This window comes from Terribacillus saccharophilus (genome assembly GCF_000725365.1).
Taxonomy (GTDB): Bacteria; Bacillota; Bacilli; order Bacillales; family Amphibacillaceae; genus Terribacillus; species Terribacillus saccharophilus.
Genome location: NZ_CP008876.1, coordinates 559147 through 575102 on the forward strand (window position 1 = coordinate 559147; position 15956 = coordinate 575102).

The window sequence follows — 15956 nt, forward strand, 5'->3', positions numbered from 1 at the left end:
AACTGGTATACGGGCCAGTTCTTCTTTTTTATTCCCCTTGAGAATCTTGTTTTTGGCGAAATTGATTGATCAGAGTCATGCTCGGGCAATAACGCACAATACCTTCTGCGATCTTGATGGCACCTGCTAGCAAAGTTAAATGGGCAGTTAATTGCTTCGGTTTTGTGACAAGTGCAGCAGTGGCATACCCGACCATGCTGACGCCAGTCGCAATCCGAATCATTGCCTGGATTATTCCAATATTCGGTTTCAAAGCTTGATGCACCCCTTTCTGTTATTAACTCTATTTTTCCTGCTATATCAGGCGTTTATGCTAGTATAAAAATTCCAATGCGCATCGTATTACGCAAATGGGCCGAGATGATGTATGATAAAAGATAAGGTAAGAAGCACATACGTGCGTATGGGGGAGGGAAGCTGTATGCAGCTTGATAAGCTCCGTGGTGAGCATTTAGATGAATTATTTCAGGCAATACTTTCATTAAAAGATGTCGAGGAATGCTATCGCTTCTTCGATGACATTGCGACAATCAGCGAAATTCAATCGCTTACACAACGCCTTCAAGTGGCGAAGATGCTGCGTGATGGAGCGACGTATCATGCAATCGTTCAAGAGACGAGTGCATCGACAACAACGATTTCCCGTGTGAAACGCTGCCTCAATTATGGGAACGATGGCTATAATACGGTTCTTGAGCGTTTAGAAGAGAAACCAGAAGAATAAGGAGCTGACATTGGATGGTACGCTTTGGTGTGGTCGGAACGAACTGGATTACAGAAATATTTCTGGAAGCAGCTAAAAAGGTCGACAGCTTTGAGCTGACGGCTGTCTACTCACGTAAGCTTGAAAAAGCGGAGGAATTCGCCAACAAGCATAAAGCAGTACATACGTTCATCGACATTGAACAGATGGCGGCGAGCGGAGAAATCGATGCAGTTTATATTGCAAGTCCGAATGCTTTGCATGCGGGACAAGCCAAGATTTTCATGCAGCATGGTGTTCATGTTTTATGTGAAAAGCCGCTGGCATCCAATACTGCTGAAGTGAAAGATCTAATTCAAACAGCAAAGCAGCATGATGTATTGTTTATGGAAGCGATGAAATCGACGTTTTTGCCGAATTTCCATGCTGTTAAGGAGAATCTGGAGAAAATCGGACCGGTGCGCCGCTATGTGGCACAGCTTTGTCAGTATTCGTCCCGTTACGATGCTTATCGGCAGGGAACGATTCTGAATGCGTTCAATCCTGAACTCAGTAATGGCGCTACGATGGATATTGGTATCTATTGCTTATATCCGCTCGTTGCACTTTTTGGCAAACCGAAAGAAATCAAGGCGAGCGGAACTTTGCTTGAGTCCGGTGTGGATGGTCAAGCAACAATAACGCTGACGTATGATGGTATGGAGGCACTTGTTTACTATTCAAAAATAACCAGCTCTACGTTACCTTCTGAGATTCAAGGAGAAGATGCGACGATCAGGATCGATCATATTGGACATTTTGAGGACGTAAGAATCCAATATCACGACAGCACAGAAGATACCATCAGCGGTCCGCAGGATAACGAACATAACATGAGATATGAAATAGAGGAATTTGTGAATCTCATTCAATCAGGAAAGCGGGAATCAAGTATCAACACACATGAACTTGCACTATCTGTAGCCGAAATTATGGAGAAAGCGCGAAGTCAGTTTGGCTTGATATACCCAGCTGATCGGATCCAATGATACACTGAAGCCTGGCAATCGGTTGCCAGGCTTTCTTCATTCGCAAACTCTTCGTATTTTCCTCGCCTTAACCACTAAATTATCCAGTCGATTTTTGCTATAATGAACGTTATGGAAGCAAGTAATGGAGGATATACACGTGTATAACATGAAAGAGTGGCAACATATATTCAAGCTCGATCCAGCCAAAGAAATCGGCGATGAAGATTTGGAGAGAATCTGTGAATCCGGTACAGATGCCATCATTGTCGGAGGAACAGACAACGTGACACTGGATGGTGTCCTCGATTTGCTCGCACGGATTCGACGTCACACAGTTCCGGTCATTCTGGAGATTAGCACAATGGAGGCTTTAACACCTGGCTTCGATTTTTATTATGTGCCGATGGTGATGAATAGTAAGGACAAGCAATGGGTCATGGGACTGCATCATGAAGCAGTCAAGGCGTATCGGGATATGATGCACTGGGATGAAATCATGATGGAAGGCTATTGTGTCATCAATCCAGAAGCGAAGGTTTTCACCCACACTCAATGTGAGATGCCGACCGAGGAAGATACTATTGCTTACGCTTATATGGCGGAGCATATGTACAAGCTCCCGATTTTTTATCTGGAAAACAGCGGAGCGTATGCTGACCCTGAACTTGTTAGCAAAGTGAAAAATCAGCTTTCAAACACACTGCTATTTTATGGAGGCGGTATCGTTTCGCCGGAGCAAGCAGCGGAGATGAAGCAATATGCTGATGTGATTATTGTCGGAAACAGCGTGTATGATAATATAAAGGCTGCTCTGAAGACAGTGAGAGCGGTAAAAGGAAAGAAATAAAGGCGGTGCAAACATGAGCCAATTGGCGAATGATTTAATAAATGGTTTAAATAAAGAACAAGCAGAAGCGGTTAAGCATACCGAAGGGCCGCTTCTGATCATGGCCGGTGCAGGAAGCGGTAAGACACGCGTTCTGACGAACAGAATTGCCTATTTGCTTGGCGAGAAGGAAGTGTCGCCGCGCAGTATCTTGGCGATAACCTTCACAAATAAAGCAGCTCGAGAAATGCGGGAACGTGTACACAAATTAGTTGGAGATGAAGGTTCTCAGATTTGGGTTTCGACTTTTCACTCTATGTGTGTACGCATTTTACGCCGTGATATAGACAGAATAGGATACAATAGCAATTTTTCCATACTGGATACAAGCGACCAGCTTTCTGTGATCAAGCAAGCACTCAAACGGCTTAACCTTGATCCGAAGCAATACGATCCGCGTGCGATGCTCGGTGCCATCAGCTCAGCGAAAAACGAACTGATTACACCTGATCAATACAGCAAGGAAGCTGGAAGTGTCTATGAAAGAAAAGTAGCCGAAATCTTCGACCTGTACCAAAAGACATTGCGTCGTAATCAATCGTTGGATTTTGACGACTTGATCATGCAGACAATCCAGCTGTTTGACCGGGTGCCGGAAGTGCTGCAATATTACCAACGTCGTTTTCAGTACATCCACGTGGATGAGTATCAGGATACAAACCACGCGCAGTATCGTTTGGTAAACCAGCTGGCTTCCCGTTATAAAAACCTTTGTGTAGTCGGAGACTCCGATCAATCCATCTACCGATGGAGGGGCGCAGACATTACGAATATCCTTTCTTTTGAAAAGGATTATCCAAACGCAAAGGTCGTCATGCTCGAGCAGAACTATCGCTCGACAAAGACAATACTGGATGCAGCGAACAAAGTAATCGGCAACAACTCAGGACGTAAACCGAAAAATCTTTGGACAGACAATATTGATGGCTCAAAGCTGCGATATTACGAAGCAGCTACTGAGCGTGATGAAGCGTTATATGTAACCGAAAAAATTGAAGAAATGGTCATGATGGAGAAAAAGCGGAATTACCGCGATATTGCGATTCTTTACCGGACGAATGCCCAGTCCCGATCTATTGAGGAAACGTTTGTAAAAGCAGGCGTTCCATATCAAATGATCGGCGGTACGAAGTTCTATGATCGTAAAGAAATCAAGGATATGCTAGCTTATCTGCGTTTGATTGCAAATCCGGATGATGACATCAGCTTTGAACGGGTAGTCAATGAACCGAAGCGAGGCATCGGTAAAACATCAATCGAAAAACTACAGGCATATGCAAACGAACACGAGATTTCTTTGTTTGATACGCTTAAAGAAGTTGATTTCACTGGCGTCAGTGCCAAAGCTGCCAATGCTCTAAGTGAGTTCGGGGCGATGATCAGCAACTGGGCCAAGCAGACCGATTTTCTTACTGCGACGGATATGGTCGAGCAGGTGCTGGAGGGTTCAGGATATGAGGATATGCTGAAGGCAGAACGAAGCATTGAATCACAGAGCCGACTTGAGAACTTAGAAGAGTTCAAGACAGTAACAAAAAACTTCGAGCAGACGAGTGAAGATAAAACTCTGGTTACTTTCCTGACAGATCTTGCGCTGATTGCTGATATCGATTCCATGGATGAAGATCCATCCAGCGATGATAAAGTCATTCTAATGACGCTTCACGGTGCCAAAGGACTTGAGTTTCCGGTTGTGTTCTTGATCGGAATGGAAGAGAACGTATTTCCGCATAGTCGTTCCCAGATGGATGAGACAGAGATGGAAGAAGAACGTCGTCTTGCTTATGTGGGTATCACCCGCGCAGAACAGGAATTATTCCTCACTAATGCTAAGATGCGGACATTATTTGGCCGGACGAATATGAACCCGGTCAGCCGCTTTATTGGTGAAATTCCGCGTGAACTGCTGGAAGGTATACAAGAGACGAAACAAAATCCATTCGGACTTGGAAACGGCCGCCAAGCAGCTAAACCACAAGAGCAAAAACGTATCGTCCGTAAGCCGAAACCTAAATCCGGAGCAGATGCGCTCGGATGGGGACCTGGTGACAAGGCCGTTCATAAGAAGTGGGGCGAAGGAACAGTAGTCAAGGTCAACGGAGAAGGAGAAGCGATGGAGCTTGATATCGCCTTCCCAGCGCCTGTCGGTATCAAACGGCTACTTGCTTCATTCGCACCGATCACAAAAGCTTAACCGAGGTGGCAAGCATGAACAAAGAAGAAGCAATCTTAGAGCTTGCGGATTTGCGCAAAAAGCTCAATCAATATAATTATGATTATCACGTCCTTGATAATCCACAGGTGTCCGATTACGAATATGATCAGACCTTGAAGCGACTGCTTGATATCGAAGCAGAATTTCCAGACCTTGTCACAAACGATTCGCCATCCCAGCGTGTTGGCGGCGCTCCGCTTGAAGGCTTCAATAAGGTAGAGCATCGCGTACCGATGCTATCCTTGGGCAACGCTTTTAATGAAGAAGATTTGCGAAGCTTCGATAAGCGGGTCCGAAACGGCTTGGAAACAGATGACTACTCGTATATCTGTGAGCTGAAGATTGATGGACTAGCTGTTTCCCTCCGTTACGAAAATGGAGAGTTCGTCCAAGGTGCAACACGCGGTGATGGGACGACTGGTGAGGATATTACCCAGAATCTACGGACAATTCGCAGCATCCCGCTTCGAATTGATTTAGAGGAAGCAATCGAGGTGCGCGGAGAGGCATTTATGCCACAAAAATCTTTTGCAGCGCTGAATGCTCAAAAAGAAGAAAACGGCGAAGCGCCTTTTGCGAATCCGCGTAATGCTGCAGCTGGGTCTTTGCGTCAGCTTGATCCGAAGATTGCTGCCAGCCGTAATTTGGACGTCTTTCTTTATGGTTCTGGACTATGGGAGACTAATAATTTGGATTCCCATAGCGGGCTGCTCGACTATTTGGAACAGCTAAGCTTTAAGACAAATAAAGAACGCCGACGCTGCCGTACAATCGAGGAAGTGCTCGCCTACGTCGAGGAATGGAGCGCCAAACGACGCGAATTAAGCTACGAAATCGATGGTATTGTAATCAAGGTGGACAAGCGGGAACAGCAGGATGAACTTGGCTTCACGGCTCGTACACCGCGTTGGGCAATTGCATACAAATTCCCAGCCGAAGAAGTGACCACAAAGCTATATGATATAGAGTTGAATGTAGGGCGCACAGGTGTCATCACACCAACAGCATTGCTGGAACCTGTCCGAGTGGCAGGAACGACAGTGCAGCGAGCAACACTGCATAATGAAGACCTGATTCGCGAGAAGGATATTCGTATCGGGGATACGGTAGTCATTAAAAAGGCCGGTGACATTATTCCAGAGGTTGTCCGTGTTGTTACAGATGCGCGTACAGGAGATGAGCAGGAATTCCATATGCCAGAGCACTGTCCGGAATGCGGCAGTGAAACAGTTCGTTTGGAAGAGGAAGTCGCTCTTCGCTGTATCAATCCGAACTGCCCGGCACAGCTTGTCGAAGGATTGATTCATTTTGTTTCCCGGAATGCCATGAATATTGATGGACTTGGAGAGAAGGTCATCATCCAGCTGTACCGCTCTGAATTAGTGCATACAATCGATGATTTGTATAAACTTGACCGTGACGCTTTGCTTGAACTGGAGCGCATGGGTGAAAAATCGGCTGATAACCTTCTTAAATCAATTGAAGCGTCTAAGGACAATTCTTTGGAGCGCTTGTTGTTCGGACTAGGCATCCGCTTTGTTGGAGCGAAAGCGGCGAAAACATTAGCGCAAGCATTTGAAACGATTGACAGACTGCAGCAGGCGACTGTTGAGGAACTTGTCGCTATTGATGAAATCGGAGAGAAAATGGCCGACTCCATTTATCAGCATTTCCAAGAAGACAAAGTAACGCAGCTGATTGAAGAGCTAAAAGCTGTAGGCGTCAACATGACCTATAAAGGTATCAAGCCACAGGAAGTAACAAGTGACAGCATTTTTAGCGGTAAGACAATTGTTTTGACCGGAAAAATGGAGGCTCTCACAAGACCAGAAGCGAAAGAGAAAATAGAGGCACTTGGTGGTATTGTCACAGGAAGTGTCAGCAAAAAAACAGACTTGCTGATTGCCGGCGAGGATGCTGGATCTAAATATGAAAAAGCAGAGAAGCTCGGTATAGAGATATGGGATGAAGCACGTTTGATCGAAGCGTTACAGGAATAGAGAGGAGAAACACATGAAGAAATTAGCAGGTGTTCTGTCTATAGGAGCACTCATATTGCTGGCAAGCTGCGGACCGTCTGGCGGCGGGGAAGAAGAAGTGAAGCAGGAAACGGCAGATGGCGGGGAAAAAACGTCCGTCGTTTCCAGCTACAATTTCTCAGACGAAGAATACAAGGTGCTGCTGCCTTATGAGAGCGGTAAATCTAAAGGCGTCGTCAACTATGAGACTAGTGCAGCTCGCGGAGTAATCATCAACCAAATTGCCAACCGATTGGATATCGATGAAGTCGAAGAGGGACTTCGCAACCATTCGAAGGATGTATTCAGTCCGGACGATTATTATTTCCGTGAAGGACAAATGCTCGATAGTGATACGCTTTATAGCTGGATCGGCCGTTATGCCAAAGCACAAAAGGACGATAAGGGCAAAACATCCGCTGATGAAGAAGCGAAGGAGCTTGGACTCAACCCAGAGCTAAATGAAGACAAAGCATCGGAGAAGGATTTCCGTGATAATCCGAAATACCTATCCCACATTCTAGAGCAGGATTATATGGTGGAGGACGAGAATGGTGATATCAAGCTAGGTGGAGTCTCCATTGCACTTGCGATGAAATCGGAATACCAGTTTACGACTGGTGGTAAAGGTCCTTACCGTGAGGAAATTCCTGAGGACAAGATGCTTGCACAGGCGAATGAAATGTCTAAGAAGATTGTCGAAAGAATGCGTGACATAGACGGCTTAAGTGAAGTTCCGATTCACATTACCGTTTACCAGGAAGCCAAGAAGGAATCTGTCGTGCCAGGTAACTTCGTTGCCGAAACTACAGTAGATAAAGGCAGCAGCTCAGTCGGCGATTGGGATAAAATCGACGAAGATAACGTCTTATTCCCTTCTGATGCTGCAAATGAAAACCACCCAGATGAAAGTCAATATATTTCCGCTTTCACAACTAAGGTGGCAAGCTTCTTCCCGAATTACACAGGAATGGTCGGCAGAGGTTTCTACCAAAATGACGAGCTTAAGAAACTGACGATCGATATCCCGATTCAATTTGAAGGGAACGCTGAAGTAGTTGCCTTCACACAATATGCTTACAGCCAGATTATGGATATCTTCCCGAACTATTATGATCTGGAAATCAACATCACTTCAAATGATCAGACAGAAGCAATCATTACGAGGGAGCATGATACGAAAGAACCTGAAGTTTACATCCTTAATTAAAGCAGCCATACAAAAAGAGACAAAAAATTGCATTATTAGACAAGACTAGGAAAGTATCACCAGGAAATAGGTAGAGAAGCACATGCTTCAATCCCTACTTTCCCAATATACTTAAAGCCGGGATGTGTTAGAATGAAAGCAGGAACACATCCCAGCAACGGTCTTGGGCACAAGCTCTTACGCAGAAAGAAATAACTATGTTTCGAGGTGTAGCCCAAATGGAAATAGGCCCTTTAATTAAACTACATAGAATCAAGCAGAATATGACGCAAGAAGACCTAGCAGCGGGCATTGTTTCAGAATCCTACCTGTCCAAAATCGAAAACCAGAAAACCGATGCTAGTCCAGAAGTCATCGCATTATTATGTGAACGACTCGGAATCCAGCTTAACGCGGAGAACGAGGATATGATTAAGGAAAAGGCTGAGGAATGGTACGGCATGCTTTACGAAGTGCATAATGCCGAAGAAAGAAGACAGCGGTTCCAGGAACTTGAAGCATTGTTCAAAGCAAACAATTCCGACCATGAGATGTTGTTCGAAATACAGAAGATCAGGTTTTTTTTGGTTGAGGGCAGAGTGCAGGAAGCGAAGGATCAAATTGAACGTTTAGAACAAGTTCAGAACTCATTTGATGCTTTACAAGCTTTTTATTGGAACAAATTTGTAGGCAATTATTATCACATGGAACTTTCTGAATTTACTAAAGCTCTTAGATTTTATCAAGAAGCCGAGTCTATTATGGACAAATTGGAACTCTTAGACGATGAAAAAGCAGATCTTCTATATGTGATAAGTATTTTACACAGTAAGTTGGTTAATGATCTCAGTGCTTTAGAATATGCCAACAAGGCATTAGCTATTTTTAGAAATAGTTATAAGTTTGTTCGATGTGCGCAATGCCATATAATCTTAGGTATATCTTATAGAAGGTTGCACATGCTTGAAGAAGCGATCAAACAATATAATTTAGCAAAGCATTTGGGTGAAATAACTGACAATAACGATGTAATACAGCTTACAAACCATAATCTAGGTTACTTACATTCTCGTGCAGGTAATTCTATCGAAGCGATTGAGTTCTATAAGACTGCATTTAATCTTAAAAATGTCCCTTTAAACTACAAATTAACTACAGTAACTTCTCTTATACGTGAGTATATCATTACTAAAGAGTTCGCAGAAGCTGAATCCTATATAGTTAAGGCTGAACAAATTATGGATGAGAACTCAATAGGGAGTAAGTTGGTAAAACTAGAAATAAAGGTCTTTAAAGCAATTTTAAATAAGGATCATCACCAATACGAAGATTTAGTTACAAATCACTTGATTCCATATTTGCTGGATCAAGAAGATAAAGTATACACAATAATCTATTCTAATATGATTGCAGCACATTATGAGGAAATAAAAAAATACAAAAATGCTGCTTACTATTATAAATTAGCAAGCAAATCTTATGAAGACTTGCTTAAAATATAAGGAGGAAAAATTATATGAAAAAATTAGTAATTGCTATTGCTGCTGTGGTTGCACTTGGCGCGGGCCTTCTATTATCTTCTTCTAACGAAATTAATACAGCGGATAATCAACCTAGTGCGTACACAATTATAAATCTACCATTCTAAGAAATGTAGCTTTTGCTACATTTTTTTCTTTTCCCAAGAAGGAGATTCCATTCCTTCGCCGAATATGTACATCATGTACTATTTCCCTTAAGTAAGACCCTCAATCGCCCGCTTTATTTTCGGATAAGGCGGGCTTTTTCTTTTTATTGTGCTAAGTTTCGTTTAGAGGTAAAAACGTGCTAAAATAGTTATATGTTATAGTCTGGTTGCTTTACGGCAGCTCCTTTTGCTATGATCATTTTTATATACATGTAAGGTGAATTTCGGAGGTGACAGTATGTCAGAGATTACGAAAGAACAGGTGTTGCATGTAGCGCATTTGGCGCGTCTTGCAATTACTGACGAAGAAGCAGAAAAAATGACGAAGGAACTTGATGCGATTATCGGGTATGCCGAGCTTTTGAATGAGCTTGATACTGATAATGTGGAGCCTACGACGCACGTGCTTGATTTGAAGAACGTTATGCGTGAGGATGAAGCGCGCAAGTGGATCGACCGGGAGGATGCATTGAAAAATGCACCGGATCAGAAAAATGGCCAGTTCCGTGTGCCGTCGATTTTGGACTGAGGAGGAAGATTATGTCTTTGTTTGATTATACATTGAAAGAATTGCAGGAAAAGCTACATAACAAAGAGATCACGGTAACGGATCTTGTGGATGCTTCCTATGCACGTATTAAAGAAGTAGACGATGAAGTGAAAGCTTTCTTGACGCTTGATGAAGAAAATGCGCGTGCAGCTGCTAAGGAATTGGACGAGCAGGGTGGCGACAACCCACTATTCGGTATTCCTATTGGTATTAAGGACAACATCGTAACAAAAGGTCTTCGTACAACTTGTGCGAGTAAGTTCCTTGATAACTTCACAGACCCGCTATACGATGCAACAGTCGTTTCCAAGCTAAAGGATAAGAAGACTGTTACAATCGGTAAACTGAACATGGATGAATTTGCGATGGGTTCTTCTAATGAAAACTCTGCTTACTTCACGACACGCAACCCTTGGAATACAGATTATGTTCCAGGCGGATCAAGTGGTGCGTCTGCAGCTGCTGTAGCAGCAGGAGAGGTATTCTTCTCCCTGGGATCTGATACAGGTGGTTCCATCCGTGAACCAGCTGCATTCTGTGGCGTAGTCGGCTTGAAGCCTACATACGGTCTTGTATCCCGTTTCGGTCTTGTTGCATTCGCATCATCTCTTGACCAAATCGGACCGATGACTCGTACGGTTGAAGATAACGCGCACTTGCTGCAAGCAATCGTAGGTCATGATGAAATGGATTCTACAAGTGCTGACGTAGAAATTCCGAACTACACAGAAGCTTTGAAACAAGATGTGAAAGGTTTGCGCATTGCCGTACCTTCCGAGTATCTTGGCGAAGGCGTTTCTGACGAAGTTCGTGAATCCATCAAAGCTGCACTAAAAGTGTATGAGGATCTTGGCGCAACTTGGGAAGAAGTTTCCCTGCCTCACTCTCGTTACGCAGTAGCAGCTTACTACTTGCTGTCTTCTTCTGAAGCATCAGCTAACTTAGCGCGTTTTGATGGCGTCCGCTATGGTGTTCGCTCTACACAAGCAGAAAACATGATCGATGTGTTTAAATATTCCCGCCGCGATGGTTTTGGTGAAGAAGTAAAACGCCGCATCATGCTTGGTACGTTCGCTCTTAGCTCCGGCTATTATGATGCTTATTATAAAAAAGCACAAAAAGCACGTACATTGATCAAAAACGACTTTGACAAAGTGTTCGAAGACTATGATGTCATCGTTGGACCAACAACTCCAACTCCAGCTTTCAAAGTTGGCGAAAAAGTAGAAGATCCATTGACAATGTACGCTACAGATATCCTGACAATCCCTGTAAACCTTGCTGGCGTACCAGGAATCTCCTTGCCTTGCGGATTCTCAAGCGAAGGGCTGCCGATTGGCTTGCAAATCATCGGGAAGCACTTTGATGAGGCGACGATCTACCGCGCTGCTCACGCATTCGAGCAAGCAACAGATCATCACAAACAGAAACCGGCATTGGGAGGCGTAAAAGGATGAATTTCGAAACTATCATCGGACTCGAAGTACACGTGGAGCTGAAAACGAAATCTAAGATTTTCAGTCCGAGCCCAAATGCATTCGGTGCTGCACCAAATGAAAACACCAACCCAATCGACCTTGGGTACCCAGGTGTGCTTCCTGTCTTAAATAAAGAAGCAGTAAACTTTGCTATGAAAGCAGCGATGGCACTGAACTGTGAAATCGCGACACATACAAAATTCGACCGGAAGAACTACTTCTATCCGGATAACCCGAAAGCTTACCAGATTTCTCAATTCGATCAGCCGATCGGAGAGAATGGCTGGATCGAAATTGAAGTAGACGGGTATACAAAGAAAATCGGTATCACACGTATTCATATGGAAGAGGATGCTGGTAAACTGTCTCACACAGGCGACGGCTACTCCCTTGTCGATTACAACCGTCAAGGAACACCATTGATCGAAATTGTTTCCGAGCCAGATCTTCGTACACCTGCTGAAGCGTATGCTTACTTAGAGAAGATTCGCAACATCATCCAATACACAGGCGTATCTGACGTGAAAATGGAAGAAGGTTCCCTTCGCTGTGACGCCAACATTTCCCTTCGTCCAATCGGACAAGAGAAATTTGGTACAAAAGCAGAGCTGAAGAACTTAAACAGTTTCACATTCGTGCAAAAAGGTCTTGAATTCGAAGAGAAACGCCAGCAGAAGGTTTTGCTTGCTGGAGGAGAAATCCTGCAGGAAACACGCCGTTATGATGAGTCTACAAAAGAGACAATCCTAATGCGTATCAAAGAAGGATCTGACGATTACCGTTACTTCCCAGAGCCGGATCTTGTACCATTGTACATTGACGACGCTTGGAAGGAACGCGTCCGTGCATCCATCCCTGAACTTCCAGATGCTCGTAAAGCCCGCTATGTAAACGAGCTAGGCTTACCAGCATATGATGCAATGGTATTGACGCTAAGCGTTGAAATGTCCGACTTCTTCGAAGCTACATTGAAAGCTGATGCTGATCCAAAAGCTGCTTCTAACTGGCTGATGGGTGAGGTTTCTGCATACTTGAACAAGCAGCAGAAAGACCTTTCTGATACAGCTCTAACGCCAGAAGGACTAGCTAAGATGATTACATTGATTGAAGATGGCACACTTTCCTCTAAATTGGCGAAGAAAGTATTCGCGGAGCTTATTGAAAATGGTGGCGATCCAGAGCAGATCGTAAAAGATAAAGGACTTGTCCAAATCTCTGATGAAGGTCAGCTAACTGAAATCATCTCAAGCATCCTTGATCAGAACGAACAATCTGTCGTTGACTTCAAGAACGGGAAAGACCGTGCACTCGGCTTCCTAGTCGGCCAAGTTATGAAACAGACTAAAGGTCAAGCCAACCCGCCGATGGTAAACAAAATCCTGATTGCGGAAATGAATAAGCGCTAACTAGAAAATCCCGCCTTTTGGCGGGATTTTTTTATGTATTGAACTTTTTAATACCAACTTCTAATTGATTCAAGCTTTGGTAGAATATAAGAAAAGGAGGGTGGCAAGATGGTTCAGTCAATTGATCCTAACAGTCATCAGAAACTGCCTTATCACTTTTATCAGGGTACTAATACGAAAACTCCGATACTTGTCATATATCACGGATGGGCAGGCAGTACTACCGGATATTATGACTTAGCAGAAGAGCTCCAGGAACTAGGATATACGGTAGTTTTACCTGACATGGTCCATCATGACAGCAGAGGGACCATAGAAAATTACTTCGACATAAGTACTCGTCAGCGCATGTTCTGGGGTACAGTATTTCAGACAATCGATGAATTCGATATATTGATAGCCGACTTGAAAGTGAATAAGAAGGACGTCCTTGTCATTGGCAGTTCTATGGGCGGCTTTATAGCAAGTAGTATTTTTGCAAAGAATACTGAAGTACAAGGTTTGGTAAACGTGAATGGATCAGGCACCTTTGTAATTACAGATGATTTTTTCAGAAAAACAGACGGAAGAGGAGAATTGTCTGGCAAGGAGAGAGCAGTGTTAGAAACGTACGATCCGATACTTTACGCATATAGCGGAAAGCCTGTATTGCTTATGCATGGAGATAGTGATCAAACTATCGATATCTCTGGGCAGTATGCTTATTATGCGTACTGTAGCAGTCCCGATGTTACCTTTGATATTTACAACGAAGTCAATCATCAGTTTTCGGAGGATATGGTAGATGGACTCAAGTTTTGGCTGAGCGAAAACTTCAGTTGAAAAAATGGGCGCTTGTTCGTAAGGAAGCACCCATTCGACCTATTTTACATATCCAAGAACAAATCCATCATAACCTTTACTTCCGACTGTCTGAACAGCTGTAGCTTCAATGCGAGGTTCGGTTGAGAGTAGTTTTAGGAATTGCTGTACGCCTAGGACACGTTCGTCAGTGCTTTGCTCATTGGCTACTTCGCCTTCGCGGACTACATTATCAGCAACAATGACTGCTCCAGGTGCCGCTAGCTTGATAGCCCATTTAAGGTATTCTGGATAACTTTGTTTATCGGCGTCGAGGAAGATGAAATCAAAAACGTTTTTCTGCTCATTATAGAGTTCTGGCAGTGTGTCATTTGCATTACCGACGACTACTTCAGCTTTATCCTCCAGTCCAGCTGTGGCAATGTTGCTTCGTGCTACTTCTGCAAAATAGGGATGGGCTTCCAGGGTATACAGTTTTCCAGAAGCTGGAAGGGCTTTAGCGAGCCAAATCGTGCTGTAACCGCCAAGGGTGCCGATTTCCAGGATGTGCTTAGCTCCTTTGATTTTCGCCAGTAAATGCAATAGTCTTCCTTGTAAGGGAGATACATCAATCTGCGGCAGTTCTGCTTCTTGATTTGCTTCCAGTACATAGCTATGATCCTCTTCGGCAGGCAGCAAGCTATTCAAAAACACAGTATCTACGTCGCTCCATTTGTTTTCCATAACATTCATCTCCTCCTCTTCTCCCTATATAGTTTAGTGAATGAGTAGAAAAAAATATAAAAAATTCACTTTGTTAGCATTACAGAATAAAAGGGCGGAACATCAATATATATTAGAGAAAAGATAGGAATATGCCAATTGCATAGTTGCGGAACGGAAATATAATATGAAGAAGCAAATAAAGTGACGTCTATTACCACACTTGGCAAAAGCCAAGGAATTTCCTGAAACCGGGTTAAAAGGGGCATATTATTCCTATACTGATCGAGATAGGCTTCCAGCAGCGGGCAAAGACCTTTTCAAAATAGGAAAAAAAAGCTATGATAAGACTTGGACAATGTGAACGTAAGGTTTGGTAGGAGGCAATACAATGAAACGGGCTCGGATCATTTACAACCCAACATCAGGTAAAGAAGCGTTCAGACGCGAACTCCCAGATGTATTAGAAATTTTTGAAAAGGCAGGCTATGAAACTTCGACGCATGCGACCACATGTGAAGGAGATGCAACGGCGGCAGCGCGCTTGGCAGTAGAGCGCGGCTACGATCTTGTCGTTGCATGCGGCGGGGACGGTACTGTCAACGAGGTCGTATCAGGCTTGGCGGAACAGCCAAACCGGCCAAAGCTCGGCATAATTCCAGTCGGTACGACGAATGATTTAGCTCGTGCACTATTTATTCCGCGTAATATTAAGCGAGCAGCTGAGATCATTGTGGAAGGCAAGACTCGCAAGCTCGATATCGGTAAGGTCAATGACCATTACTTTATGAATATCGCTGGCGGAGGGAAGCTGACAGAGCTTACTTATGATGTTCCAAGCAAGACGAAGACAATGCTTGGGCAGATGGCCTATTATTTAAAAGGCATCGAAATGCTGCCATCTCTTCGTCCAATCAAGGTTGAAATTGAGTATGATGGCAAATGGTTCGAGGATGAGATCATGCTTTTCCTTGTGTCTAATACAAACTCTGTCGGCGGCTTCGAGAAGCTCGCACCGGACGCGCTGTTGGATGATGGATTGTTCGATTTGGTAATCTTACGCAAAACGAATATAGCTGAATTCATCCGCATCGCTTCCTTGGCAATCAGAGGAGCCCATTTGGATCATGACCTTATTTTTTATACAAGAGCGAACCGGATTAAGGTAAAACCTGCTGATAAGATGCAGTTGAACATCGATGGCGAATACGGTGGTTTATTGCCAGGTGAATTCGTCAATCTGCATCAGCACATTGAATACTTCGTTACAGAAGAATTCATCCAGAAACAAGATAGCTTAGTTGACTAAGC

The 15956-nt window shown here is 43.8% G+C and carries 15 protein-coding genes; 13 read left to right on the forward strand and 2 right to left on the reverse strand.

What is annotated here, in order from left to right; genetic code table 11:
• Nucleotides 1-28: 28 nt before the first annotated feature.
• On the reverse strand, nucleotides 29-253 hold the full coding sequence (locus GZ22_RS02970; RefSeq protein WP_038558529.1) for a YgaP family membrane protein: 225 nt from the start codon (nucleotides 251-253) through the stop codon (nucleotides 29-31).
• A gap of 168 nt (nucleotides 254-421) precedes the next feature.
• On the opposite strand from GZ22_RS02970, the gene GZ22_RS02975 reads away from it, so the two are divergent.
• From GZ22_RS02975 to GZ22_RS03025, 12 genes are all read left to right on the forward strand, one after another.
• Entirely contained in the window at nucleotides 422-724 is a 303-nt protein-coding gene (locus GZ22_RS02975; protein ID WP_038558531.1) for a YerC/YecD family TrpR-related protein, read from the forward strand.
• 14 nt (nucleotides 725-738) lie between these two features.
• Nucleotides 739-1731, forward strand: a complete 993-nt coding sequence (locus GZ22_RS02980; protein ID WP_038558533.1) for a Gfo/Idh/MocA family protein — start codon at nucleotides 739-741, stop codon at nucleotides 1729-1731.
• Between the two features lie 139 nt (nucleotides 1732-1870).
• On the forward strand, nucleotides 1871-2560 hold the full coding sequence (gene pcrB / locus GZ22_RS02985; protein WP_038558535.1) for a heptaprenylglyceryl phosphate synthase: 690 nt from the start codon (nucleotides 1871-1873) through the stop codon (nucleotides 2558-2560).
• Between the two features lie 13 nt (nucleotides 2561-2573).
• On the forward strand, nucleotides 2574-4793 hold the full coding sequence (gene pcrA, locus GZ22_RS02990) for a DNA helicase PcrA (protein ID WP_038558537.1): 2220 nt from the start codon (nucleotides 2574-2576) through the stop codon (nucleotides 4791-4793).
• A 14-nt stretch (nucleotides 4794-4807) separates the two neighbouring features.
• Nucleotides 4808-6814, forward strand: a complete 2007-nt coding sequence (ligA, locus tag GZ22_RS02995; RefSeq protein ID WP_038558539.1) for an NAD-dependent DNA ligase LigA — start codon at nucleotides 4808-4810, stop codon at nucleotides 6812-6814.
• Nucleotides 6815-6827: 13 nt separating this feature from the next.
• Entirely contained in the window at nucleotides 6828-8042 is a 1215-nt protein-coding gene (locus GZ22_RS03000; protein ID WP_038558541.1) for a CamS family sex pheromone protein, read from the forward strand.
• A 197-nt stretch (nucleotides 8043-8239) separates the two neighbouring features.
• Nucleotides 8240-9523, forward strand: a complete 1284-nt coding sequence (locus tag GZ22_RS03005; protein ID WP_084160630.1) for a helix-turn-helix domain-containing protein — start codon at nucleotides 8240-8242, stop codon at nucleotides 9521-9523.
• A 14-nt stretch (nucleotides 9524-9537) separates the two neighbouring features.
• A complete protein-coding gene (locus GZ22_RS18955; protein ID WP_281176669.1) occupies nucleotides 9538-9669 on the forward strand; it encodes a hypothetical protein in 132 nt (43 codons plus the stop codon).
• Nucleotides 9670-9946: 277 nt separating this feature from the next.
• On the forward strand, nucleotides 9947-10237 hold the full coding sequence (gatC, locus tag GZ22_RS03010) for an Asp-tRNA(Asn)/Glu-tRNA(Gln) amidotransferase subunit GatC (RefSeq protein WP_038558545.1): 291 nt from the start codon (nucleotides 9947-9949) through the stop codon (nucleotides 10235-10237).
• Between the two features lie 11 nt (nucleotides 10238-10248).
• Nucleotides 10249-11715: an Asp-tRNA(Asn)/Glu-tRNA(Gln) amidotransferase subunit GatA gene (gatA, locus tag GZ22_RS03015; protein ID WP_038558547.1), complete on the forward strand. Its 1467-nt coding sequence runs from the start codon at nucleotides 10249-10251 to the stop codon at nucleotides 11713-11715.
• On the forward strand, nucleotides 11712-13142 hold the full coding sequence (gene gatB / locus GZ22_RS03020) for an Asp-tRNA(Asn)/Glu-tRNA(Gln) amidotransferase subunit GatB (RefSeq protein WP_038558549.1): 1431 nt from the start codon (nucleotides 11712-11714) through the stop codon (nucleotides 13140-13142). The genes gatA and gatB overlap by 4 nt, the downstream gene beginning before the upstream one ends.
• Before the next feature lie 108 nt (nucleotides 13143-13250).
• Nucleotides 13251-13964: a dienelactone hydrolase family protein gene (locus GZ22_RS03025; RefSeq protein ID WP_051747992.1), complete on the forward strand. Its 714-nt coding sequence runs from the start codon at nucleotides 13251-13253 to the stop codon at nucleotides 13962-13964.
• Between the two features lie 39 nt (nucleotides 13965-14003).
• Here the strand turns inward: GZ22_RS03025 and GZ22_RS03030 are convergent, their stop codons facing one another.
• The gene (locus GZ22_RS03030; protein ID WP_038558551.1) at nucleotides 14004-14675 is read right to left on the reverse strand and encodes an O-methyltransferase; all 672 of its coding nucleotides are present in this window, start codon (nucleotides 14673-14675) and stop codon (nucleotides 14004-14006) included.
• A gap of 361 nt (nucleotides 14676-15036) precedes the next feature.
• Between GZ22_RS03030 and GZ22_RS03035 the strand changes: the two genes are divergently transcribed.
• The gene (locus tag GZ22_RS03035) at nucleotides 15037-15954 is read left to right on the forward strand and encodes a diacylglycerol kinase (RefSeq protein ID WP_038558553.1); all 918 of its coding nucleotides are present in this window, start codon (nucleotides 15037-15039) and stop codon (nucleotides 15952-15954) included.
• Nucleotides 15955-15956: the final 2 nt, after the last annotated feature.